The following is a 23,942-nucleotide window of genomic DNA, read 5'->3' as shown; positions in this document are numbered from 1 at the left end:
ACCACAGAGCGCTTACGGTTGCATCACCGTCACGCCACGGTGACCTGGATGGTGTGCAGGCCGGTCGCGCCGTCCGGCACCACGTCGCGTTCGACGGCCGTCTGCACGAGACCGTTGGCGTCGGTCGCGCGGACGCGCAGGGTGTGCGTCCCGGGCGTCGCATCCCACCCGAATCGCCATTGCCGCCAGGTGTCGGGAGAGATGGCGTCGGCGAGGGTCGCCGCCTGCCAGGGTCCGTCGTCCACCCGCACCTGCACGGCGCTCACGCCGACGTGCTGGGACCAGGCGACGCCCGCGACGGCGACAGTGCCCGAATTGACCTGGCGGCCCGCCGCCGGCACGTCGATGCGCGACGACAGTTTGACCGGCCCGCGCTCCGACCAGCCGCGGTCGGTCCAGTACGACGTGTGCCGATCGAAGCGGGTCACCTCCAGCGACACGACCCACTTGGTGGCCGAGACGTAGCCGTAGAGTCCGGGGACGACCATCCGCACCGGGTAGCCGTGCTCCAGCGGCAGCGGCTGTCCGTTCATCCCGACCGCGAGGATCGCGTTGCGCTCGTCCGTCAGGGCGGGAAGCGGTGTGCTCGCCGTCCAGCCGTCCTGGCTCGTCGACAGCACCATGTCGGCGTCCGCGGACGGTTTCGCCTTCGCCAGCAGGTGCCGGATCGGGTACCCGAGCCAGGTCGCGTTGCCGATCAGGTCGCCGCCCACCTCGTTCGAGACACAGGTGAGGGTCGTCGTCGACTCCTCCAAGGGCAGGGCGAGCAACTGGGCGAACGTCAACTCGACCTCGTGCTCGACCATGCCGGTGATCCGCAGCCGCCAGTCCTGCGGAGCGATCCCGGGAATCTGCAGCGCCGTGTCGATGCGATAGAAGTCGGCGTTCGGGGTGACGATCGGCGAGAGCCCCGGGATGTCGAACGAAGCGCCTGCCGGGATGGGTGGGGCCGTCTTGGCCGCGGCCGGAAGCCGGATCGCCGCGCGCGTCGCCGTCGCCGCGCGGAACCCGCCCGCGATGACCTGCCCGAGCACCAGCGCGATCGCGCCGCCCGCCGCGGTCGCCGCGGTTGCCCCGACGAACCGCCGGCGGCTCACCCGTCCGCCCGGTGCCACCCTGGACGGCTCGGTGCCGCGCAGCATCCCGGCGAGCCAGCCCAGCAGCAGGATGGCGACCACGGCTGCAAGAGCGGACGGGACCGCATCCACGATCCCGCTTCCGGAACGCGTCAGGGCGGCCAGCACACCCACCGCCCCGCCGATCCCGATGAGGATTCTGCCCAGCGGGGGCCGCTTGCGCTCCAGCCAGCCGGCGACGCCGGCGCCGACGAGCACGACCACGGCGAGCGAGACGATGAGGAACGCCTTGTCGCCCGTGCCGAACACCGCGATCACGCCCTCTTTGAGCCAGGGAGGAGCGAGGTCGATGACCAGGGCACCGACGGTCAGCACAGGGCTGCCGTTCTGCACCACGAAGGCGCTCACCAGCTCGGCGACGCCGACCCCCGCGACCACGCTCGCCACGCCGGCGCTCACCGGCCGCCAGAAGTCCGTCATGCCGCAAATCTAGGGCCGTCGGCTGTGAAAGGGTGGAGGCACCATGTCCGACATCGCAGCGACCGTAGACCGCCGACTCCGCGTCGAGGACATCCCCGGCTGGGCGGGTCCCGGCTCGGTCACGGAAGACGCCGTCTACGACACCTTCGTGGCGTGGGTCGAGCGGGGCGGCATCCAGCTGTACCCGGCCCAGGACGAGTCGGTGATCGAGGTGGTCGGCGGAGCGAACCTCATCCTGAGCACCCCCACCGGCACCGGAAAGTCGCTCGTCGCCGTCGGCGCGCACTTCGCGGCTCTGGCGCGGGGCGAACGGACGTACTACACCGCGCCGATCAAGGCGCTGGTGTCCGAGAAGTTCTTCTCCCTGGTCGACATCTTCGGCGCCGAGAACGTGGGCATGACGACCGGAGACTCAGCGGTCAACGCGGACGCGGCGATCATGTGCGCGACGGCCGAGATCCTGGCGAACCTCGCGCTGCGGCACGGGGACGAGACGCCCGTCGGCCAGGTCGTCATGGACGAGTTCCACTTCTACGCCGACCCGGAGCGCGGCTGGGCCTGGCAGGTACCGCTGCTGGCCCTCCCGCGCACGCAGTTCGTGCTGATGTCCGCGACCCTCGGCGACGTGTCAGCGCTCGCCGACGACCTCGAGCGCCGCACCGGGCGGCCCACCGCGACGGTCACCGGCGTTGAGCGCCCGGTTCCGCTGCACTACTACTACGAGCTCACCCCGGTGCACGAGACGATCGAGGACCTGCTCCACACCGGGCAGTCGCCGATCTACGTCGTCCACTTCTCGCAGCTCGCCGCGCTGGAGCGCGCGCAGTCCCTCTCCAGCGCCAAGATCGCCACCCGGGAGCAGCGCGACGCCATCGCCGACCTGATCGGCGACTTCCGGTTCACGACCAGCTTCGGCAAGACCCTGTCGCGCCTGCTGCGCCAGGGCATCGGCGTGCACCACGCGGGGATGCTGCCCAAGTACCGCCGCCTCGTCGAGCAGCTGGCCCAGCGCGGGATGCTGCGTGTGATCTGCGGAACGGACACCCTCGGCGTCGGCATCAACGTGCCCATCCGTACCGTGCTGCTCACCGCGCTGACCAAGTTCGACGGCACCAGGATGCGGCAGCTCAATGCGCGCGAATTCCACCAGATCGCCGGCCGCGCCGGCCGGGCGGGTTACGACACTGCGGGGACCGTCGTCGCCCAGGCGCCCGAGCACGAGTCCGAGAACCTGAAGGCCATCGAGAAGGCCGGAGACGACCCCAAGAAGCGCCGCAAGATCGTGCGGAAGAAGGCACCGGAGGGCTTCGTCTCCTGGGGGGAGCCGTCCTTCCGCAAGCTGATCGAGGCGGAGCCCGAGACGCTCACCTCCTCGATGCAGATCACCAGCGCCATGCTGATCAACGTGATCGGGCGCGGCGGCGACGTGTACGGTCACGTCCGCGCGCTCGTCTTCGACAACCACGAGCCGTGGAAGCGCCAGCTCGCCCTGGCGCGGCGTGCGCTCGAGATCTACCGCTCCCTCCTGACGGCCGGCGTCGTCGAGGCCGTGCGGACCGGTGGCGAGGTGCAGATCCGGCTGACGGTCGACCTGCAGCCGAACTTCGCCCTCAACCAGCCGCTGTCGCCCTTCGCGCTCGCCGCCTTCGAACTGTTCGACGTCGAGTCGCCGGTCTACGCGCTCGACATCGTCTCCGTCGTAGAGGCGACCCTCGACGACCCGCGCCCGGTGCTCTCCTCCCAGCAGTACCAGGCGCGCGGCGAGGCCGTGGCGGCGATGAAAGCCGAGGGCATCGAGTACGAGGAGCGGATGGAGGCGCTCGAAGAGGTCACGCATCCCAAACCGCACGACGTGCTGCTGCACGAGGCGTTCGCGACGTACGCCTCGAGCCAGCCGTGGGTCGCCGACTTCGAGCTTCGGCCCAAGTCGGTCGTCCGCGACCTGTACGAGCGCGCGATGACCTTCGGGGAGTTCATCGCGTTCTACAAGCTGGCCCGCTCCGAGGGCGTCGTCCTGCGCTACCTCTCCGACGCCTACCGCGCCCTCAACCAGACGGTTCCGCTGGAGCTGCGCACGGAGGACCTGCGCGACATCATCGAGTGGCTCGGCGAGCTCGTCCGGCAGGTCGACTCCAGCCTCCTCGACGAGTGGGAGGAGCTGGTTCACCCGGATGCCGCCCGCCATGCGGCAGAGTCCACCGAGCTCGCCCCGCCGGCCCCGCGCAACGTCACGACCAACCGGCGTGCGTTCTTCGTGCTGGTGCGGAACGAGCTGTTCCGTCGCGTTCAGCTGGCCGCCCTCGACCGCGTGCACGACCTCGGCGCGTTGGAGGCGGAGGCGGCAGTGCTCGCGGAGGCGGTGTCGCCGTTCACCGAAGCCCAGTGGGACGACGCGCTCGAGGCGTACTACGCGCAGCACGACGAGATCCTCACCGATGCTTCCGCGCGGGCTGTATCCATGATCCTCGTCGACGAGAAGCCCGACGGCGAAGACGGCATCTGGAGGGTCCGGCAGATCATCGCCGACCCCGCCGGAGACCACGATTGGGGCATCAGCGCGGATGTCCTCCTCGAGGACTCGGCGCGCGAGGGCGTCGCCGTGGTGCGGGTCACCTCGGTCGGGCCGCTCGCATCAGTTTGACCCGGCGCTGACGCCGTGTGAGTATCGTCACGGTGTCCACACGGCGCCAGGTCCCTTGCACGAACACCCGATGAATGATTACGTCGGGTGGGACGGCATCCGACACGAGGCGACCTAACTGCAAGAAGGGGAACGGTGGACCTCACCCTCATCGTCGTGCTGGTCATTCTGCTGGCGCTCTTCTTCGACTTCACGAACGGCTTCCACGACACCGCCAACGCGATGGCGACCCCCATCGCGACCGGTGCGATGCGGCCGAAAGTGGCCGTGGCGCTCGCCGCCGTGCTCAACCTGGTCGGCGCGTTCCTCTCCACGGAGGTGGCCAAGACCATCTCGGGCGGGATCATCCGTGAGGGTGAAGGCGGCGTGCAGATCACGCCGGTGCTCATCTTCGCGGGCCTGGTCGGAGCCATCGTCTGGAACATGGTGACCTGGCTCTACGGCCTGCCGTCGTCCTCCAGCCACGCCCTGTTCGGCGGCCTGATCGGCGCGGCGATCGTCGGCACGGGCATCCAGTCCGTCGACTTCGTCGTGGTGCTCGACAAGGTGATCCTGCCGGCGGTCATAGCCCCGTTCACGGCCGGAGTGGTCGCGTGGAGTGCGACGAAGCTGGCGTACTGGATCACTCGCCGCTACGACGGGCGACCGGATGGCCGCGGCGGCTTCCGCTACGGCCAGATCTTCTCGTCCTCGCTGGTCGCCCTCTCGCACGGCACCAACGATGCGCAGAAGACGATGGGCGTCATCACGCTCACGCTGATCTCCGCGGGCCTGCAACCGCTCGGCTCCGGCCCGGAGATCTGGGTCGTCATCGCGTGCGCCCTCGCCATCGCCATCGGAACGTACTCGGGCGGCTGGCGCATCATCCGCACGCTCGGCCGCGGCCTGACCGAGATCAAGCCGGCACAGGGTTTCGCGGCGGAGACCAGCACCGCGGCCACGATCCTCGCCTCCAGCCACCTCGGCTTCGCGCTCTCGACGACGCAGGTGGCATCCGGCTCCGTCATCGGTTCCGGTCTCGGGCGTCGCGGTTCGTCCGTCCGCTGGGGCACAGCCGGGCGGATCGGGGTCGGCTGGCTGCTCACTCTCCCGTCCGCCGCCATCGTCGGTGGTGGCGCCGCGCTGCTCGCGGACGTCGGTCCGATCGGCGTCGTCATCGACCTCGTCGTCGGGGCGGCCGTCGTGACTTACATCTTCTGGCGCGCCCGCCGCAATCGCGTCACCAGCGAGAACGCGGTGAAGCCCCTGCCGCTGCAGGGCAAGAGCGAGGTCGCCGCCTCCGGCAAGGCGGTCAGGATCACGAAGGTCAAGCCGCTCAGGCGGGATCGCCCCCGGAAGGAGTCCGCATGATCGACTGGGCAGCCTTCGTCCTCGTCTTCGCCGCCTCCCTGCTCGGCGCGTGCTTCGTCGTGGCGTTCTACGCGCTCGGCACCCGTCTGCTGGCCGCCGCCGGACGCGCCCTGTTCGTCGAGCCGGTCGAGTTCACCGACGCCATCACCGTCATCACGCCCGAGAGGGCGGCGAAGCTGCAGCGCAAGGCGGAGAAGGCCCAGCGCAAGAACCCGCTCACGCCCGGCCAGAAGCGCTTGGCGCTCACGGGCGCCTACGCCTGCTTCACCGCCTGCGCCCTGGCCGTTCTCTACGGGCTGTACCTGATCATCCCGTTCTTCCACCAGTAGGCGATCTATGTGACGCAACACGCCGTCTCACCCATTGGTGAAACGGCGTGTTGCGTCATATAGCTGTGGTCAGTCCGTGCCCCGCACCCGGGCGATCGCGTTCATTGCGTGGTAGACGGCGATCGCGGCGATGGCGCCGAGCGCGATGCCGTTGAAGGTCAGCTGGCCGAGGTTCAGGGTGAAGTCGCCGATGCCGATGATCAGGGCGGTGGCTGCGGTGAACTGGTTCTTCGGCTTGGAGAAGTCGACCTTGTTGTCGAGCCAGATCTTCACGCCGATGATGCCGATCAGGCCGTAGAGCGCTGTCGTGACGCCGCCGAGGACTCCGGCCGGGATGGTATTGATGACCGCCCCGACCTTGGGGGAGAGGCCGAGCAGGATGGCGACGACTCCGGCCACCCAGTACGCGGCCGTCGAGTAGATGCGGGTCGCCGCCATGACGCCGATGTTCTCGCCGTACGTCGTCGTGCCGGAGCCGCCGAAGAAGCCCGCGATCGTGGTGGCGACCCCGTCGGCGAGGAGCGCCCGGCCGGTGAGGCGGTTGACCGACGGATCGGTGAGCTGTGCGACACCGCGAATGTGCCCGACGTTCTCGGCGATGAGCACGAGCACGACCGGCAGGAACGCCGGCAGGATGCCCCAGGTCGAAGCCGGCGCGGTAAACGGGTTCGCCGGCAGGGTGAACTGCGGGAGGCCGATCCAGTCGGCCTTGGCGACTCCGCTGAAGTCGACCTGGCCGGCGAGCACGGCGAACACGTAGCCCACGGCGACGCCGAGGAAGATGGACAGCCGTCCCAGCATCCCGCGGAACAGCACCGTGCACAGGATGACCGCCGCCAGTGTGACCAGCGCCGTGATGGGCGCCTTGGCGAAGTTCGCGCCGGCGGCCGGCGCCAGGTTGAAGCCGATCAGGGCGACGATCGCGCCAGCGACCACCGGCGGCATCAGTCCGTCGATCCAGCGCGTCCCAGTGCCGATGACGATGAGGCCGACGATCGCCAGCAGGATGCCCGTGATCAGGATGCCGAACAGGGCTGACGGCATCCCGTGCGCCTTCGTGGCGGCGACGATCGGGACGATGAAGGCGAACGACGAGCCGAGGTAGCTGGGCAGCCGGTTGGCGGTGATCACCAGGAACAGCAGGGTGCCCACACCGGAGAACAGCAGCGTCGTCGCCGGCGGGAAGCCGGTCAGCAGGGGCACCAGGAAGGTCGCGCCGAACATCGCGACCACGTGCTGCGCACCCAGCCCGATGGTCCGCGACCAGGTGAGCCGCTCCCCGGGCAGCACGATCTCGTGTGCGCCCACCTTCTTGCCGTCGCCGTGCAGCGTCCAGGGCAGTGTCATGCGTGTCCTTCACCGGTCTCGAGTCGGAATAGGCTTGTGCTGCGCATTCGCGCGTTACTCGACGAACCTGAATGCCCGCCGGGCCACCGCCCCCAAGATCCTACGGGAGTGCATCATTTCCACTTCGACCAGCGCGCCGCCCACGAAAGTCACCGGGCGCTTTGACCGTTTCTTCGAGATCACTGCCCGCGGAACCACCTGGGGCACGGAGGTGCGTGGCGGCGTCCTGACGTTCGTCACCATGGCGTACATCGTCATCCTGAACCCGCTGATCCTGGGCGGGACGAAGGATGTGGTGGGCCACACGCTCGGAACGGCGCAGGTCGCCGCGGTGACCGCGCTGAGTGCCGGCGTCATGACCCTGCTCTTCGGACTGGTGGCGCGTCTCCCGTTCGCGTTCGCCGCGGGTCTCGGCATCAACTCGTTCCTCGCGGTCAACGTGGTGAAGATCCTCACCTGGCAGGAGGCCATGGGCCTTGTCGTCATCAACGGCATCATCATCGTGCTGCTGTCGGCGACCGGGCTGCGGAAACTCATCTTCAACGCGGTCCCGGCCCAGCTGAAGACGGCGATCACCGTCGGCATCGGTCTCTTCATCGCGTTCATCGGCTTCGTCGACAGCGGGTTCGTGCGTACCACCACGCTGTCGTCGCCGCCGGTCCAGCTCGGCGAGGCCGGGTCCATCGCGACGCTGCCGACGATCACCTTCCTGATCGCACTGGTCATCATGGGCGTGCTGATGGCGCGCAAGGTCAAGGGCGCACTGCTCATCGGCATCGTGGCCGCGACCGTCGTCGCGATCATCGCCGAGGCGATCTGGCACGTCGGACCCTCGATGGGCAAGAACGCGGCCGGCTGGAACCTCACGGTCCCGCAGCTGCCGACCTCGCTCGTCTCGCTGCCCGACCTCAGCCTGGTCGGCCAGGTCGACCTGTTCGGCGCCTTCGGCCGTATCGGCGCGCTGGCCGCGACGATGCTGATCTTCACGCTCGTCTTCACCAACTTCTTCGACGCCATGGGCTCGATGACGGGGCTGGCGCGCAGCGCGGGTCTCGCGAACGAGGACGGCACGTTCCCGCGCCTGCAGTCGGCGCTGATCGTGGAAGGTGTCGGCGCGATCGTCGGCGGTGGCACATCGTCGTCGTCCAACACGGTGTTCGTCGAGTCCGCCTCCGGCATCGGTGAGGGCGCCAAGACCGGTTTCGCCAGTGTCGTCACCGGAGCCCTGTTCCTGCTCGCGATGTTCTTCACGCCGCTCACCCAGGTGGTGCCGCTCGAGGTGGCCGCGGCCGCCCTGGTCGTCGTCGGTGCTCTGATGGTCGTGCAGATCCGCCACATCGACTTCACCGAGTTCTCGGTCGTGCTGCCGGTGTTCCTGACGATCATCGTCATGCCGCTGACCTACTCGATCGCGAACGGCATCGGTGTCGGCTTCATCAGCTGGGTGCTCATCCGCTCGCTGGCCGGCAAGGGCCGCGAGATCAGCCCTCTGCTGTGGATCGTCGCGGCCGGCTTCCTGATCTACTTCGCGCGCGGCCCCATCGAAGGACTGCTCGGGCAGGTCTGAGCGGGGGCGTCTGGGACAATGGGGGGATGGAACCATCCCCCCTCGTCCGGCCGCACAGCTTCGTCGTCCGGGGACGCAAGACCGAGGCGCAGCAGCGCGCCATCGATGAGCTGTGGCCGACGTTCGGCGTCGACTTCGACGGTTCGCCGCTCGACCTCGACGCCGTGTTCGGCCGCTGCGCAGCGCGCGTCGTCGAGATCGGCTTCGGCAACGGCGAGAACCTGCTGACCCTGGCCGAACGTCATCCGGACCGCGATTTCCTCGGCATCGAGGTGCACGGCGCTGGCGTCGGCCGCGTGTTGGCGGGGATCCGGGATCGTGGGCTGGGCAACATCCGGGTGGTGCGGCATGACGCCGTTGAGGTGTTCGAGCGCGGGATCGCGGCGGGGTCGGTGGCCGAGATCCTCGTCTTCTTCCCCGACCCGTGGCCGAAGGTGCGGCACCACCGCAGGCGGCTGATCCAGCCCGACGTGGCGCGAATCCTGCTGCACGCCCTCGCCCCGGACGGCGTGCTGCGGCTGGCCACCGACTGGGAGCCCTACGCCGAGCACATGATCGAGGTACTGGATGCCGAGCCCGGCCTGGTCAACCTGGCGGGCGACGCACACTTCGTGCCGCGTCCGGACGACCGCCCGGTGACCAAGTTCGAGCGTCGGGGCGAGCGCCTCGGCCACGCCATCTTCGACCTCGCCTACCGGCCCGCCGGCTGACCGCCTCCCTAGGATGGGCGCATGACGCACGCGCGCACGGTCGAGCAGCTCCGGTCCGCCTTCGAGCGGGGGGCCACCAAGCCGCTCGCCTGGCGCCTGGCCCAACTGCGGGCCCTCCGGCGGATGCTCACCGAGCGGGCAGCGGACATCGAGGATGGGCTGCTCGCGGACCTCGCGAAGAACCCGACCGAATCGCAGATCGCCGAGATCGGTTTCGTGGTGGGCGAGATCGACCACACGGTGAAGCACCTGCGGCGCTGGTTGCGTCCGCGTCGCGTGTCCGTCCCCGGCGCGCTGCTGCCGGCGCGTGCCTTCACCGTGTTGGAGCCGGTCGGGGTGGTGCTGGTGATCGCCCCCTGGAACTATCCCGTGCAGCTCCTGCTGGCGCCACTGGTCGGCGCTCTCGCCGCGGGGAACGCCGTGGTGCTGAAGCCGAGCGAGTTGGCGCCGGCGACCTCCGCCGTCATGGCCCGCCTGATCCCGGAATACCTGGACACCCGCGCTGTAGCGGTCGTCGAAGGCGGGGCCGAGGACACGACCGACCTCCTGGCGCAGCGCTGGGACCACATCTTCTTCACCGGGAACGGCCGCGTCGGCCGGATCGTCGCCGCCGCGGCGGCCGAGCACCTCACCCCGGTCACGCTCGAACTCGGCGGCAAGTCGCCGGTGTACGTCGACCGCACGGTGGATGTGGCAGCGGTCGCGCGGCGCATCGCGTGGGGCAAGTTCATGAACGCTGGGCAGACCTGCGTCGCGCCGGACTATGTGCTCGCCGACCGGGATGTCGCCCCCCGGCTGGCCACAGCGCTCCGCGAGGCCGTCCGCGACCTCTACGGCGACGACCCGTCACTGAGCCCCGACTACGGCCGCATCGTCAACGACCGGCACTTCGCCCGCCTGACCGGGATGCTCGGCTCGGGCACCGCCGTCGTCGGCGGCGACCATGACGCGGCCACCCGATATCTGGGGCCGACCGTGCTGACCGATGTGGCCGAGGGGTCACCGGCGATGGCGGAGGAGATCTTCGGGCCGATCCTCCCCATCCTGCCGGTCGACGGCGTGGACGACGCCATCCGGTTCATCCGCGCCGGCGACAAGCCGCTCGCCCTCTACGTGTTCACGTCCAGCGCCACCGTGCGCCGCCGCATCCTCACCGAGACGAGCTCCGGCGCGGTCGGATTCGGCGTCCCCGCGGCGCACCTCGCCGTGGCCGGGCTCCCGTTCGGCGGAGTGGGGGAGAGCGGTGCGGGCGCGTACCACGGCGAGCGGTCGCTGCGGACGTTCAGCCACGAGAAGGCGGTGCTGAGCAAGCCGCTGAGTCCCGACACCTTGCAGCTCGTCTACCCGCCGTACACCGAAGCGAAGGATCGCTTCGCGCGGGGTCTCCTGCGCAAGCTCGGCTGATCGACACGCTGTCGAACGGGCCACCGGACGCGGTACAGCGCGTCCACCGAACGGTGTGGAGGCGGGGGTAGGCTCGGCACTGCCGGAGCCACGAACATCCGGCATGAACGCATGCCAACGCACAACGAGAGGCAACGGTGCCAACCGTGAACCCGACAGCAACCATGGACGAACCGAAGACGGCCCCCATCCCCGTCGTCGCCGAGAGCGAGAACGTCGCAGAAGCAGTCACAGACGCATCCGAGAACGTCTCCGACGTCCCGACACCGAGCGCGGACGGGCGCGCAACCCGAACCGAGACCGACTCCCTCGGCAGCCGTGAGATCCCGGCCGACGCCTACTGGGGCGTCCACACCTCACGAGCGCTCGAGAACTTCCAAATCGCGAAGCGGCCGATCTCCGTCTACCCGGACCTGATCGTCGCGCTGGCCAGTGTGAAGCAGGCCGCTGCCCGCGCGAACCTGGAGACGGGCGTGCTGGAGCCGCACAAGGCCGACCTGATCGATCGGGCCTGCCAGCTGATCATCGACGGCCGCTTCCACGACCAGTTCGTCGTGGGCGTCATGCAGGGCGGCGCCGGCACCTCCACCAACATGAACGCCAACGAGGTCATCGCGAACATCGCGCTCGAGCTCGACGGCCACCCCAAGGGCGACTACGCGCACCTGCACCCCATCGACGATGTCAACCGCAGCCAGAGCACCAACGACACCTATCCCACCGCCATCAAGATCGGGCTGACGTTCGCGCTCGCCCACCTGCTCGACGAGCTGGCGCTGCTCCGCGACTCCTTCGCGAGCAAGGGCAAGGAGTTCCGCAACATCCTGAAGGTCGGCCGCACGCAGCTGCAGGACGCCGTGCCGATGACGCTCGGCCAGGAGTTCCACGGCTTCGCCACCACGCTCACCGAGGACCACGCGCGTCTCACCGAGACGAAGTGGCTGCTTGCCGAGATCAACCTCGGCGCCACCGCGATCGGCACAGGCATCACCGCCGACCCCGGCTACGCTGCAGCGGCGGTCCGGCACCTCAACGCGATCACCGGCCTCAACTTGGAGACGGCTCCCGACCTGATCGAGTCGACCAGCGACGCCGGCGCGTTCATGTCGTTCTCGGGGTCGCTCAAGCGCAGCGCGATCAAGCTGTCGAAGATCTGCAACGACCTCCGTCTGCTCTCCTCCGGCCCGCAGGCCGGCCTCGGTGAGATCAACCTGCCCGCCCGCCAGGCCGGCTCCAGCATCATGCCGGGCAAGGTCAACCCGGTCATCCCCGAGGTCGTGAACCAGGTGGCCTTCTCGGTGGCCGGCGCGGATGTGACGGTCACCATGGCGGCGGAGGGCGGCCAGCTGCAGCTCAACCCCTTCGAGCCGGTCATCGCTCACTCGTTGCTGCAGAGCGTCACGTGGATGACCCAGGCGTTCCACACGCTGCGCGTCAACTGCGTCGACGGCATCACCGCCAATGAGGAGCGCCTCGGCGCGATGGTCGGCTCGTCCGTTGGTGTCATCACGGCGCTGACCCCGCACATCGGTTACGCAGCCTCGGCTGCTCTCGCGAAGTCGGCGCTGCTCACCGGCCACAATGTCGCCGACCTGGTCGTCGAGGCGAAGCTGATGAGCCGGGAGGAGGTCACCCGGCTGCTGTCCCCAGCACGCCTGAGCGGCCTGGAGGTCATCACAACGGCCATCCCGGTGATCGAGGCGGATGCCATCGCGGAGGCGCGGCAGGAGTCGGAGTAGCAGTCCGCTCGAGCGGTCGACGGCTGAGCCGCCTCTAGCCAGATTGCTCTGCGGACGGCCAAGCTGGCCATGGACCTGAACAGAGGTCGTCGTGCGGTCACGACGGCAAGGGTGCCGGTGTCGTGAGTACCTCGCTGCACCAGGCGCCGGCACCCGATGCTCCGTGAAGGTCAGTCCGGGAGCAGCGGCCCCTGCTCGCCGGGCTCCGCGTCCGGCAGCTCGTCGGTGCTGCGGGGCACGGTGGCGACGTACATGTAGACGGCCTCGGGTGGCTGTTCGCGGGTGTGGGACAGCGCGAAGACGTCGGAGACCGCCGCTCCGCCCAGGGAGCCGGGCACGCGGATGCGCGCCGGCGGTTCCGGTGCGAACGAGGGAACGGTCAGGATGTTCTCGGTGCCGTCCTCCGCGACGAGCACGCAGCGGAGCATCGATGCGCCAGATGCATGCAAACTCATGCACCGAACCCTAGCGGTGCCGGCGGGCTCGGTCGACCCCCCTCTCGGGAGGACGCCGTCACTGGAACGGGGCCCACACCGCGAGGTCGTATTCCAGTTCGACGCCTGAGTAGAGTCGAACCCGCCAGCGATGGCTGTCGCCGCCGACGTACTGGCCGAGGGCGGTCTCGGCGCACCAGTCGCCGTCGCCGGTGCGCTGCCAGCGGACCATCCCGACGTGCTCTCGAATCCGTGGCGCGTGCGGCGGGTGCATGGCGTCGTCTTCGGACATCTCTACATCCTCGCCTCCCTCGCTGCCCGCTCATCGTCGGTCGGCGGTGATCCGTGCGTCTATCCCCTAAACGGGGGACACGTCAGCGCAATTCGGCCTCGTGGAACAGGGCGATCATGTCCCGGCCCAGCTGGTGCGGCGCGGTCTCGCACGGGCTGTGACCAGTTCGGTACACGGCCAGCCGGCCCCGCAGCGCCTGCGCGTTCGCCGCGTGGAGATGGGTGGGCCAGAGGTCGTGGTCGCCCGTCGCGATGAGCAGGGGGATGCCCGTCGCGGCAACGCGGGCACGCACATCCGGGACCCGCTTCATCAGACCGACGATGTCATCCACGCTGGAGCGACGGGTCAGGGCGAAACGCGAGCGCACAAAGGCGAGCCGGCTTTCGGAAACCCGGTTCTTGTTCGTCGTGATCCCCCAGATCATCAGCGAAGCCCCCTGGTGCGCCGTGGTGAGCCAACTGAGCCAGCCGATCACGCGCACGCCGCGGAATGCCTGCCCCGGCTCCGGAGGGGCGGTCAGCAGGGTGAGGGAGCGGAAGAGCTCGGGATGCGTCACCAGCGCGAGCTGCGCAAGGATGCCCGCGAAAGAATAGCCGAGCACGTGCGCCGGGCCGCCGTCGCGGAGGAAGGCCACGACATCGCCGGTGAGCAGCGCGTAGGTGTAGCGCTCGCCCGCTGGAGGTCCCGCATCGGCGGACTCGTACTGCCCGGCCAGATCGAAGCTCTGCACGTAGTAGCCGGCGGCGACGAGGACCGGCGCGAGAAGGTAGAAGTCCTCCTTGGAGCCGGTGACTCCCGGGATCAGGACGACGCGCGGGTCGGCCGGGTCGCCGAGGGAGGCGACCGCCAGCTGCCCGCTCGGGGCGTCGAAGCGTGAGAACACCGTCCCGACCGGAGCGACCGACCAGTCGACGTCGGGCAGGGCGGCGTCGAGGCGTGCTGCCTCGTCGTCTCCGCCCGTGACGGGTCGCCGCTCTCCGATGGACACGAAGCTACGCTAGACCACCGTCGCGCCTGGCGGGGCTCAGGTGACGCGGCAGTACGTCGTGAGGTAGCCGATCCCGCCGACGGACACCGTGACGGTGGAACGGTCGCGCAGGAAGACCGGCGGGTTGCGGGAGTAGCCGGCGCCGCCGGGGCTGCCGGTCGAGATCAGGGTGCCGGGCGGGATGGTGGCGGAGCGGGACAGGAACTCGACCAGTTCCGCGACCGTCCGCACCATGTCCGCCGTGGATGCGTCCTGCAGGATGGCGCCGTCGACGTTCGTGGTCAGCCACAGGTCCTGCGGGTCGGGGATCTCGTCGGCCGTCACGACGACCGGGCCGTTGGGCGTGAAGCCGTCGAACGACTTGCATCGCGCCCACTGCGCCTCGGAGAACTGGAGGTCGCGGGCCGTGATGTCGTTGACGACGGTGTAGCCCCAGACGTAGTCGAGGGCGTCACGGACGGGGACGTTGCGGGCCGGCTTGCCGATGATCACGCCGAGTTCCGCTTCGTAGTCGACCTGGGTGGACAGGTCGGCGGGCCAGGTGGTCGTACCCCCGTGGCCGGCCAGCGAATTCGGCCACAGGTTGAACACCGTTGCCGCCTTCTCGCTGCGGAGTTTCAGCTCGGACGCGTGTGCGGCGTAGTTGGCGCCGATGGCGATGACGTGCGGTGGCCGCAGCACCGCTGAAGCGTGGCGCAGCTCGTGGACGGACGGCAGCTCGCGCCCGGTGGCCTCCGCGTCGGCGACCGCGGCGCGCACCTCGGCCAGGCCCTCGTCGCCGCGTTCGATGAGCTCTTGCAGGTCGCGGGGCGGATGCTCCATCACCTCGTCGAGGAAGAGGGCGCCGTCTGCGATGACGGCGGCCAGGCGGGGCCCGGGATCTGCGGCGGTGCTGAGGTGCGAGAATCTCACCGATACAGGCTATCGGGGATGCGACCGGTGTACGTCACTTCAGTCGCTTGCTCCGTCAGGCCGCAGGGTGCCGTTCGTTACCTCGGTCGCAGGCTCCCTCGGCGCTGGGGTCGCGCATCGCTCCGCGCTGCCCTGAGCTCCACCGCGCGCGCGCCTGCCGTCGCCGGATGATGCGGCGTCGCCACGGGGACTGCTCGGGCAGGTGCATGCTCAGCGTGGTGTAAGCCCAACGCAGGCGACGGCCCAGTCCGTTCCAGCTGGCGAAGGGTCGCGCCGAGATCCCGACCGTCAGCCGGTCGTCGTAGCGGACCACCGTGCCGAGGTCGAGGTGGAAGGAGAGGTCCAGGTCGTCGTGGATGTCGCCCCGGTCGCGGTGCACGCGGGTGCGCACGTCGCGCCAGATGTCGCGTCGCATGGCGAAGTTGGAGCCGAAGATCGGCGGGTTGCCGAGCCACAGCTCCATCGACCAGAAGTAGCCGCCGATGTAGAGCACCTGTCCGATGCCGGCGGCGAGCGGGTTGCCGTCGTAGAAGACACCGCGACCGGTCAGGACGCCGATCTCGGGGGCGTTGATGAGTTCCGCCTCGATGTGCAGCAGCCAGTCGGCCGGCGGCCGGGAGTCGGCGTCGAGGCGGGCGATGATGTCGCCGGTGGCGGCGTCGTACCCGGCGGAGGCAGCCGGCCAGATTCCGCGCAGCGGCTGGTCGATCACGCGGGCACCGGCGGCGCGGGCGACCGCAGCGGTGTCGTCGGTGCTGCCGTTGTCGACGACCACGATCTCGTCGGCGGGCCGCAGCTGGGCGGCGAGGTCGCTCAGGCAGCGGGCGAGCATCTCGGAGTCGTCGAGCACGGGGATGACGACGGAGACGGTGGGCACGAGCCGATCCTACGCGCGCGCGGTGGAGCTCAGGGCAGCGCGGAGCGATGCCGCGCGGTGGAGCTCAGGGCAGCGCGGAGCGATGCCGCGCGGTGGAGCTCAGGGCAGCGCGGAGCGATGCCGCGACCCCAGCGCCGAGGGAGCCTGCGACCGAGGTAACGTACGGCACCCCACCCCGCCCAACCGTCACACCCGCCACAGATGCAACCCCGCGTAGCTCCGCCACGGCGCCCAGCGCGCACCGTACGCAGCGAGTGCGCGCGGCTCGGACGGCAGCCCCAGCCGTGCCGCTCCCTGCCGCAACGCAAGGTCGCCGGTGAGCAGGATGTCGGGGCTGCCCAGCACACGGAGCGCGATGTAGCCGGCCGTCCACGGGCCGATCCCCGGCAGGGCGAGCAGCCGCCGCTCCAGGTCGTCCCGCGACTCGCCGACGTCGATGCTGAGGCTGCCGTCGGCGAGGGCCTCCGCGACACCGATGATCGCGTCGATGCGTCGGGCCGGCCCGCGCAGCACGTCCCGGCCGTGTTCGGCGATAGCCGTCGCGGTCGGGAACAGTCGGCTGAAGGAGACCGGCGCGCTGAGGGCGATCGGTTCGCCCAGCGCGTCGGTGAGCCGCGCGAGCGCAGTTCGCGCCGCCGCCACGGACACCTGCTGTCCGATGAGCGCACGGAAGACGATCTCGTCGGCGTCCACCGCTCCGGGAAGGCGGAGGCCCGGGGCGGCGGCGACGCTCGGGGCGAGCGCGGGGTCGCTTGCGAGTGCAGCGTCGATCGCTTCGGCGTCCGCATCCAGGTCGAGCAGTCGCCGAACCCGCGCCACCAGAGGTGCCAGGTCCGCCACGTCGGCCAGGGCGGCGTCGCACTGCACCGCGGGCGCCTGGGCCGAGCCGGTCAGCGTGAGCCGCACCGCAGCAGGGCCGTGCGGCAGCCGGAGGGCTCGTGCATAGCCCGGCCCGTCCGGGCCGGTCGTCGTGGACTCCACGCGCTCGATCGCGCGCGCCCCCAGGAACCCGAGCAGCCCGGCGCCGTCGAACGGCGCCCGCGCGGGCAGCCGAAGACTCAGCGTGACGGCGCCCTGCTGGCGGTGCACCGCCGCGGGGGAGCGGCGCGCCGCCGCCCGCACGGCTCCGGGCGTCAGCCGGTACACCTCGGCCATCGTCTCGTTGAACTGGCGGACGCTGCTGAAGCCGGCTGCGAAGGCGACGTCGGTGATCGGGAGGTCGGTGCCGGTGAGGAGCAGCCGAGCGGTCTGCGCACGATGGGCTCGCGCGAGCGCCAGCGGTCCGGCGCCGAGTTCGGCCGTGAGCACGCGGTTCAGATGCCGCGACGTGTAGCCGAGGCGTCGCGCGAGGCCGGGGACGCCCTCCCGTTCGACCGTCCCGTCGGCGATGAGCCGCATGGCGCGCGCGGCGAGGTCGTCGCGGACGTTCCATTCCGGCGAGCCGGGGACGGCGTCGGGCAGGCAGCGCTTGCAGGCCCGCAGTCCGGCTTCGTGGGCCGCAGCGGCGGTCAGGTAGAAGGAGACGTTTCCGGGCTTCGGTGTGACCGCCGGGCAACTCGGGCGGCAGTAGATGCCGGTCGAATGCACGCCGGTGATGAACTGGCCGTCGAACCGCGCATCCCGTGCGCTCATCGCCCGGTACCGCTCGGCGAAGACCGGGTCGGCGAGCGGGCCCTCCGAGGTTCGGTCGGTGGCCGCCATGGCGGTCGCTTCGGTTCTCATACCCTCAGCCTGACACCGCCCACCGACAGACGATAGCGGAAATCGGACATGACCTCGCAGCGTGCCTCCGCGCGCTCGCTAGCCTGAGGGGATGGACGTACTCGACTGGCTCTCGGCCGCCCTCGGCGAAGAGGCGCTCGCCGCCGGTGTGCTCACGACCGATCCGGCGTTGCTGGATGCGGCGCGCACCGACCGCTCCGGGTGGATCGCGCCCGGCGCCCCGCGCGCCATCGTCACCGCGCGCTCCGTCGAGCACGTGCAGGCCGTGCTGCGCGCGGCGAGCGAGTTCCGCGTCCCCGTGGTGCCGCGCGGAGCCGGCACCGGCCTCGCCGGCGGCGCGAATGGGACGGACGGCTCGATCGTGCTCGATGTCTCCGGGATGAACCGCATCCTCGAGATCTCCGCGGAGGACCAGCTGGCGGTCGTCGAACCGGGCGTCATCAACAGTGACCTGAACGCGGCGCTGGAACCGTTCGGCTTGTTCTTCGCCCCCGACCCGGCGAGCAAGGCCATCTCGACAATCGGCGGCAACATCGCGACGAACGCCGGCGGCCTGCTCTGCGCCAAGTACGGTGTCACGCGGGAGGCGGTGCTCGCCCTGACGGTGGTGCTCGCCGACGGGCGGATCGTCCACACAGGGCACCGCACGGTGAAGGGCGTGACCGGCTACGACCTCACGGCTCTCTTTGTCGGATCGGAGGGAACCCTCGGGGTGATCGTCGGGGCGACCGTGCGCGTGCAGCCCATCCCGCCGGGAGAGCCCGTCACGCTCGGCGCGCTGTTCGCCGACGTCCGTGCGGCGGCGGAGGCCTCCGCGCGCATCACCGCGGCGCGACTGCGCCCGGCCGTGATGGAGCTGCTGGATGCGCAGGCTCTGGAGCGGATCTCGGCGTACCTGGGGGAGGAGCGCATCGCGGAGGCGTTCGGTGCGAGCAGCGGGGCGGCCTACCTGATGGTCCAGTTCGACGGGGCGACGGCCGCGGCCGACGCGGGCGCAGCGGCGGACGTCCTGACCGAGACCGGCGGCACCGTCCGCGTCGCCGCCGATGCCGAAGAGGGCGAACGCCTGCTCGCCCTTCGCCGGGCGTTCCACCCGGCGCTCGCCTCCCGCGGAGAGGTGCTGATCGAGGATGTGGCCGTGCCGCGCTCGCGCATGCCCGAGATGTTCGCGGCGATCGAGCGCATCTCGGCGCGGTACGGCATCCCCATCCCCACCGTGGCGCACGCGGGCGACGGCAACCTGCACCCCAACTTCGTGTACACCGGCGACACCGTCCCGGCGGAGGTGTGGGACGCCGCCAACGACCTGTTCCGCACGGCGATCGAGCTCGGTGGCACGCTGACCGGCGAGCACGGTGTCGGCGTTCTGAAGCGCCGCTGGCTGGCGGACGAGCTGGGGCCGGACTCCTACGACCTCCAGGTGAAGCTGAAGTCGGTGTTCGATCCGCTCGGAATCCTCAACCCGGGGAAGGTCTTCGGCGGCCCTTAACAGACTCGACCCCCGGTGGTGCGGCGCTGCCTGCAGCTCAACCGGGGGAACGAGTTATGGCCTTAAGGATGCCCCCGCAGGGCGGCGAACGCAACCCTGGATTTGGATGCGCGGTGAGCGAACGCACTTTGACGCAGCACCGCCGCACCGGTTGGATGGGTCTCATGGCAGAGAACACCAACCAGAAGCCCGAAGTCGACGCGCCCGAGGGCCCGGCTCCCGAGACCCTCGAGATCGTCGACATCGTGAAGGGCTCCGGCCCGGAGGCGACGGCCGGCTCCAAGGTCGACGTGCACTACCTGGGCGTCGAGTACGAGACCGGCGAGGAGTTCGACTCGTCGTGGAGCCGCGGCCAGTCGATCAACTTCCCGCTGAACAACCTCATCAAGGGCTGGCAGGACGGCATCCCCGGCATGAAGGTCGGCGGACGCCGCAAGCTCACCGTGCCGCCGGCGCTCGCCTACGGTCCGGTCGGCGGCGGTCACCCGCTGTCGGGCAAGACCCTGATCTTCGTGATCGACCTGCTCGGCGTCAGCTGAGTCGATCCCGGACGCTCCAGCGCTCCCTCGGCTTCGGCCGGGGGAGCGCTTCGTCGTTTCGGGGCTATTCGGAGGCTGGCAGTTCAGAGGCTGGCCGGCTGCATCCGGGTGGGGATGGCGATCCGATTCCACACATTGATGGTCGCGATCGCGAGCAGCAAGTTGGCGAGCCCGTCCTCGCCGAACTCCGCGAGCGCCCGGTCGTACAGTTCATCCGGGACACCGTCCTGGTGGATGAGCGTCACGGCTTCGGTGAGCTCGAGGGCCGTCCGCTCGCGGTCGGTGAACCAGGGCGACTCCTGCCAGGCGGAGACGGCGAACACCTTGCGCAGCGGCACGCCCCGGCCCTGCAGGTCGACGGAGTGCATGTCGACGCAGTAAGTGCAGCCGTTGATCTGCGATGCGCGCAGTTTGATGAGGTCGCCGAGGGGCTCTTCGACGACTCCGCCGACGTAGCCGTCGAGGTTGATGACCTTGCGGTAGCCCTCGGGGGCGATCGAGGGGATCTGGATTCGTTCTGTCATGGAAGCAACGCTACGAAGGTCAATGGTGCGCTGTAAGATCCAATTCGTCGGATTCTGATCAGACCATTCGGGAGCATCCTGGACCTCCATGTCGCCATCGGCGGCCGCGGTGACCGCGCCGACCGCATCTACCGGCAGCTCCGGGATGCGGTGCTCGACGGGCGCCTGCGCCGCGGCGAGCGGCTGCCGGCCACGCGGGAGCTCGCCGAGCGGCTGCAGGTCTCGCGCTCGACGGTCTCGACGGCGTACGAGCGCTTGACCGCGGAGGGCTACCTCGCCGCACGGGTCGGTGCCGGAACGTTCGTCGCCTATGCGGGCGCCTCCGGCGGGCCCCTTCCGGCGCCGAGGCGCGCCGCCGCCCAGCCCACGCAGGCCTGGCGGGACCTCGACGACCCGCTCTGGGTGGAGTCGCGACCGATCGCGTACGACTTCAGCATCGGCTCGCCGGACCCCGCCCTCTTCCCGCTCGAGACCTGGCGCACCTCGGTCGCCGCCGAGCTGCGCGCGGGTTTCGTGCGGAACTCTTCCTATAGCGACCCCGCGGGCGTCGAGCGCCTGAGGGAGGCGATCGCACGGCATCTCGGGGTGGCCCGATCCGTGGAGGCCGGGCCAGACGACGTGCTGGTGACCAGCGGCGCGCAGCAGGCGTTCGACCTGCTCGCGCGTGTCGCGTTGCAGCCGGGGGACACGGTCGCCGTGGAGGACCCTGGCTACCCGCCCGTGCGGCAGCTGTTCGAGATGGCGGGTGCGCGTGTCGTGCCCGTGCCCGTCGACGAGCACGGCCTGCGGGTGGATCTGCTGCCGCCGGCGCGGCTGGTGTACGTGACGCCGTCGCACCAGTTCCCGCTCGGCGGCATTCTGCCGCTGGAGCGACGCGTCGCACTGCTCGAATGGGCCGCCCGCCACGACGCGGTCGTCATCGAGGACGACTACGACAGTGAGTACCGCTTCGGCTCGCGTCCGCTCGACCCGCTGCAACGGTTGGATGCGGACGGACGGGTGGTGTACGTCGGTACGTTCTCCAAGACGATGCTGCCCGCCCTCCGTCTCGGGTTCGTGATCGCGCCGCCGGCGATCCTCTCAGCGCTCCGGCACGCCAAGCGACTCACCGACTGGCACAACGAGACCGTGACCCAGCGCGCGATGGCTCGACTGCTCGACACCGGCGCTTTCGCGCGGCACGTACGTGCGGCGACCCGCGTCTACGAGGAGCGGCACGCGGTGCTGGTGCGGGCCGCCGGAGAGCTCCTGCCGGAGCTGGAACTCGTGCCGTCCGCCGCAGGGCTGCATGTCGCCCTCCTCGAGCCGGGTCAGCCTGCAGGCAGAACGGGAGTCGGTGCGGGCTTGGATGCCCGGCGTGTGGCCGAGCGCGCGGGCGTCGCCGGCGTCGCCTTCCTGCCGGTCTCCCGGTTCCGTCGGGGGCATGGGCCGGACGGCATCCTGCTCGGTTTCGGCGGCATCCCGGCGGCGCACATCCCGGACGGTCTCCGGACGCTCGCGGAGGCGATCGGGCGGGAGCAGGTCCGCGACTCGGGGGACCGGGTGCGATGATCAAAGCATGAGCTCGCCGGAGGTCCCCGCCGCACCGCCGCGACGTCGTGGACGACCCGCCGACGTCGACCCGGAACGCGTCGCCCTGCTCGCGCTGCGGCACTTCGACGAGTACGGCTACGAGCAGACGACGATGGACGATATCGCCGCCCTCGCCGGTATCGGGAGGCGGACGCTGTTCCGCTACTTCCCGAGCAAGCCGGCCCTGGTCTGGGGCGGGATCGAGCCGGTGGTCGGGCGGATGCACGCCGTCCTCGACGAGGCGCCCGCCGGCGAGTCGATCCGCGACGTGCTCGCCGCCGCCGTGCTGAGCTCGCTGACCCTCACTCCGGAGTCGGAGGAGGCCACCCGGCGCCGGCTCGCCCTGATGGGGACGCACCCGTCGCTCATCGGCTTCGGCCTGGTCGGGATGGCGTCGCAGCGGGAACTGCTGGTCGGCTTCCTGGCCGGCCGGCTCTCCCTCGATCCGCTCAGCCTCCGGGTGCAGGTGATCGCGGACGCGCTGACCGCGGCCAACTTCTCGGCACTGCTCTGGTGGGCGCGCCACGACGACGGTCCGCCGGCGCCCGTCGTCGTCGCCGCCATCGACGAAGTCCTGCGCGGCATCTGAACCGCCGGGCTTCGCCTCTCGACCGGACGCGTCGCGGACGAGTACGGTGAGGCCATGCCGATCGAAGACATGTTCCCGCACGGCACTCCCATCTGGGTGGACCTGCAGAGCGCGGACCCGCCTGCCGCCGCCACGTACTATCGCCGCCTGTTCGACTGGGAGGTCGGCCCAGCCCTCCCGGAGACCGGCGACTTCGCCCTGGCCACCGCGCGCGGTGTCGCGGTCGCGGCGCTCGGCCCGTTGCCCTCGGCGGACGCCGCGACGGCGTGGACCGCGTACTTCTCCGTCGATGACCTGCAGGCGGCGGCCGACGCCGCGCTCGCCGCGGGAGGCTCGGTGCTGCTGGAGCCGGGGGAGCCGGTGCCCGGCATCCGCCTCGCCATCGTCGCCGACCCCGCCGGCGCCGCGTTCGGCCTCTGGCAGAGCCGTGAGCAGAACGATCCGTGGCTGAGGGACGAGCCGGGCGCCGTGGACTGGCTCGAACTCGTCGCACCGGAGCCCGAGGCCGTCTTCGGCTTCTACGAGTCCGTGCTCGGCGTCGGCGTCAGCGAGATGCGAGTGGGGGAGCAGCCGTACGGGCTCTTCGACGTGGGCGACACCAGTGTGGCCGGCGCCTACGCCTCCGACGGCTCCGCCCCGGCCGCGTGGCTGGTGTACTTCAACGTCGCCGACCTCGACGCCGGTGTGGTGCGCGCGACCGAGCTCGGGGGCACTCTGCGCACGGAGCCGCTCTCTGCTCCCGGCGTGGGCCGCTGGGCGGAGATCGTCGACCCGCAGGGCGCGGTGTTCGCGCTGCTCGAACCGGAGCCCGAGCCGCTCTGAGGGGTGCCCCGCGCGGACGGTCGCGCCCGCCGCTTCTGGTAGACTCGTGCAGTTGCCGTCGAACGGCCGCGGATCAAGAGAGCCCAGGCATACGGCCCCGGGCACCGCGCAACGAGCAGGAAGGGGATCCCTCTATGGCGCTGGATGCAGACACCAAGAAGGCGATCATCGAAGAGTACGCTACCCACCCCGGTGACACCGGATCCCCCGAGGTGCAGGTCGCGATCCTGACCAAGCGGATCAAGGATCTCACCGAGCACCTCAAGGAGCACAAGCACGACCACCACTCGCGTCGTGGCCTGCTTCTGCTGGTCGGTCAGCGTCGCCGTCTGCTGGGCTACCTGGCAGACATCGACATCAGCCGTTACCGCGCTCTCATCGAGCGTCTCGGCCTTCGTCGCTAGTCTTCGACGACTCCGCGAACTTCTTAGCAGACGGGCCGCCACCTTCGGGTGGCGGCCCGTTTTGTCGTCTCGAGAGCCTTGGCATCGGCTTTACAGCGCCGTAAGGTGTGACGCACATCCCGTCTCGAAGGAGAG

At 70.2% G+C, this 23,942-nt stretch carries 22 protein-coding genes; 13 read left to right on the top strand and 9 right to left on the bottom strand.

Going from position 1 to position 23,942, the window contains the following annotated elements:
• Positions 1–29: 29 nt before the first annotated feature.
• Positions 30–1,556, bottom strand: coding sequence for a molybdopterin-dependent oxidoreductase (locus AB4079_RS15030; RefSeq protein WP_441788113.1), 1,527 nt, complete (start codon positions 1,554–1,556; stop codon positions 30–32).
• A gap of 43 nt (positions 1,557–1,599) precedes the next feature.
• On the opposite strand from AB4079_RS15030, the gene AB4079_RS15025 reads away from it, so the two are divergent.
• The 3 genes from AB4079_RS15025 to AB4079_RS15015 all read left to right on the top strand — a co-directional run bounded on the left by AB4079_RS15025 (position 1,600) and on the right by AB4079_RS15015 (position 5,876).
• Positions 1,600–4,197: a DEAD/DEAH box helicase gene (locus AB4079_RS15025; protein ID WP_441788112.1), complete on the top strand. Its 2,598-nt coding sequence runs from the start codon at positions 1,600–1,602 to the stop codon at positions 4,195–4,197.
• A 135-nt stretch (positions 4,198–4,332) separates the two neighbouring features.
• Entirely contained in the window at positions 4,333–5,547 is a 1,215-nt protein-coding gene (locus AB4079_RS15020) for an anion permease (RefSeq protein WP_441788111.1), read from the top strand.
• A complete protein-coding gene (locus AB4079_RS15015; RefSeq protein ID WP_441788110.1) occupies positions 5,544–5,876 on the top strand; it encodes a peptidase in 333 nt (110 codons plus the stop codon). Before AB4079_RS15020 ends, AB4079_RS15015 begins: the two co-directional genes overlap by 4 nt.
• A 69-nt stretch (positions 5,877–5,945) precedes the next feature.
• Here AB4079_RS15015 and AB4079_RS15010 read toward each other — a convergent pair whose 3' ends face one another.
• Positions 5,946–7,223 (bottom strand): uracil-xanthine permease family protein, encoded by a 1,278-nt coding sequence (locus AB4079_RS15010; protein ID WP_441788109.1) that lies wholly within the window; start codon positions 7,221–7,223, stop codon positions 5,946–5,948.
• 241 nt (positions 7,224–7,464) lie between these two features.
• Between AB4079_RS15010 and AB4079_RS15005 the strand changes: the two genes are divergently transcribed.
• The 4 genes from AB4079_RS15005 to AB4079_RS14990 all read left to right on the top strand — a co-directional run bounded on the left by AB4079_RS15005 (position 7,465) and on the right by AB4079_RS14990 (position 12,643).
• Complete coding sequence (locus AB4079_RS15005) at positions 7,465–8,790, top strand: NCS2 family permease (RefSeq protein ID WP_441788108.1); 1,326 nt, start codon at positions 7,465–7,467, stop codon at positions 8,788–8,790.
• Positions 8,791–8,816: 26 nt separating this feature from the next.
• Positions 8,817–9,500, top strand: a complete 684-nt coding sequence (gene trmB / locus AB4079_RS15000; protein ID WP_441788107.1) for a tRNA (guanosine(46)-N7)-methyltransferase TrmB — start codon at positions 8,817–8,819, stop codon at positions 9,498–9,500.
• A gap of 21 nt (positions 9,501–9,521) precedes the next feature.
• Positions 9,522–10,904 (top strand): aldehyde dehydrogenase family protein, encoded by a 1,383-nt coding sequence (locus AB4079_RS14995; RefSeq protein WP_441788106.1) that lies wholly within the window; start codon positions 9,522–9,524, stop codon positions 10,902–10,904.
• A gap of 164 nt (positions 10,905–11,068) precedes the next feature.
• On the top strand, positions 11,069–12,643 hold the full coding sequence (locus AB4079_RS14990; RefSeq protein ID WP_441788142.1) for an aspartate ammonia-lyase: 1,575 nt from the start codon (positions 11,069–11,071) through the stop codon (positions 12,641–12,643).
• A 170-nt stretch (positions 12,644–12,813) separates the two neighbouring features.
• Here AB4079_RS14990 and AB4079_RS14985 read toward each other — a convergent pair whose 3' ends face one another.
• The 6 genes from AB4079_RS14985 to AB4079_RS14960 form a co-directional block, all read right to left on the bottom strand.
• On the bottom strand, positions 12,814–13,098 hold the full coding sequence (locus AB4079_RS14985) for a hypothetical protein (RefSeq protein ID WP_441788105.1): 285 nt from the start codon (positions 13,096–13,098) through the stop codon (positions 12,814–12,816).
• A gap of 58 nt (positions 13,099–13,156) precedes the next feature.
• The gene (locus AB4079_RS14980; protein ID WP_441788104.1) at positions 13,157–13,369 is read right to left on the bottom strand and encodes a hypothetical protein; all 213 of its coding nucleotides are present in this window, start codon (positions 13,367–13,369) and stop codon (positions 13,157–13,159) included.
• Positions 13,370–13,451: 82 nt separating this feature from the next.
• Positions 13,452–14,357, bottom strand: coding sequence for an alpha/beta fold hydrolase (locus tag AB4079_RS14975; RefSeq protein WP_441788103.1), 906 nt, complete (start codon positions 14,355–14,357; stop codon positions 13,452–13,454).
• A 36-nt stretch (positions 14,358–14,393) separates the two neighbouring features.
• Complete coding sequence (locus AB4079_RS14970; protein ID WP_441788102.1) at positions 14,394–15,269, bottom strand: fumarylacetoacetate hydrolase family protein; 876 nt, start codon at positions 15,267–15,269, stop codon at positions 14,394–14,396.
• 55 nt (positions 15,270–15,324) lie between these two features.
• On the bottom strand, positions 15,325–16,146 hold the full coding sequence (locus AB4079_RS14965; RefSeq protein WP_441788101.1) for a glycosyltransferase: 822 nt from the start codon (positions 16,144–16,146) through the stop codon (positions 15,325–15,327).
• Positions 16,147–16,332: 186 nt separating this feature from the next.
• Entirely contained in the window at positions 16,333–17,868 is a 1,536-nt protein-coding gene (locus tag AB4079_RS14960; protein ID WP_441788100.1) for a DNA-3-methyladenine glycosylase 2 family protein, read from the bottom strand.
• A 91-nt stretch (positions 17,869–17,959) separates the two neighbouring features.
• On the opposite strand from AB4079_RS14960, the gene AB4079_RS14955 reads away from it, so the two are divergent.
• Positions 17,960–19,357: an FAD-binding oxidoreductase gene (locus AB4079_RS14955; RefSeq protein WP_441788099.1), complete on the top strand. Its 1,398-nt coding sequence runs from the start codon at positions 17,960–17,962 to the stop codon at positions 19,355–19,357.
• A 164-nt stretch (positions 19,358–19,521) separates the two neighbouring features.
• Entirely contained in the window at positions 19,522–19,896 is a 375-nt protein-coding gene (locus tag AB4079_RS14950; protein ID WP_441788098.1) for an FKBP-type peptidyl-prolyl cis-trans isomerase, read from the top strand.
• Between the two features lie 83 nt (positions 19,897–19,979).
• Here AB4079_RS14950 and AB4079_RS14945 read toward each other — a convergent pair whose 3' ends face one another.
• Entirely contained in the window at positions 19,980–20,420 is a 441-nt protein-coding gene (locus tag AB4079_RS14945) for a carboxymuconolactone decarboxylase family protein (RefSeq protein WP_441788097.1), read from the bottom strand.
• A gap of 42 nt (positions 20,421–20,462) precedes the next feature.
• Here AB4079_RS14945 and pdxR point away from each other — a divergent pair, with 42 nt between their 5' ends.
• The 4 genes from pdxR (at position 20,463) to rpsO (ending at position 23,807) form a co-directional block, all read left to right on the top strand.
• Positions 20,463–21,971, top strand: coding sequence for a MocR-like pyridoxine biosynthesis transcription factor PdxR (pdxR, locus tag AB4079_RS14940; RefSeq protein ID WP_441788141.1), 1,509 nt, complete (start codon positions 20,463–20,465; stop codon positions 21,969–21,971).
• A 7-nt stretch (positions 21,972–21,978) separates the two neighbouring features.
• Entirely contained in the window at positions 21,979–22,581 is a 603-nt protein-coding gene (locus AB4079_RS14935; RefSeq protein ID WP_441788096.1) for an acyl-CoA-like ligand-binding transcription factor, read from the top strand.
• Positions 22,582–22,635: 54 nt separating this feature from the next.
• Positions 22,636–23,403 (top strand): VOC family protein, encoded by a 768-nt coding sequence (locus AB4079_RS14930; protein WP_441788095.1) that lies wholly within the window; start codon positions 22,636–22,638, stop codon positions 23,401–23,403.
• A 134-nt stretch (positions 23,404–23,537) separates the two neighbouring features.
• On the top strand, positions 23,538–23,807 hold the full coding sequence (rpsO, locus tag AB4079_RS14925) for a 30S ribosomal protein S15 (protein ID WP_441788094.1): 270 nt from the start codon (positions 23,538–23,540) through the stop codon (positions 23,805–23,807).
• Positions 23,808–23,942 lie beyond the last annotated feature (135 nt).

This window comes from Leifsonia sp. 2MCAF36 (genome assembly GCF_052115525.1).
Classification (GTDB): Bacteria; Actinomycetota; Actinomycetes; order Actinomycetales; family Microbacteriaceae; genus Leifsonia.
This window is presented reverse-complemented; position numbering and strand designations above follow the sequence as displayed.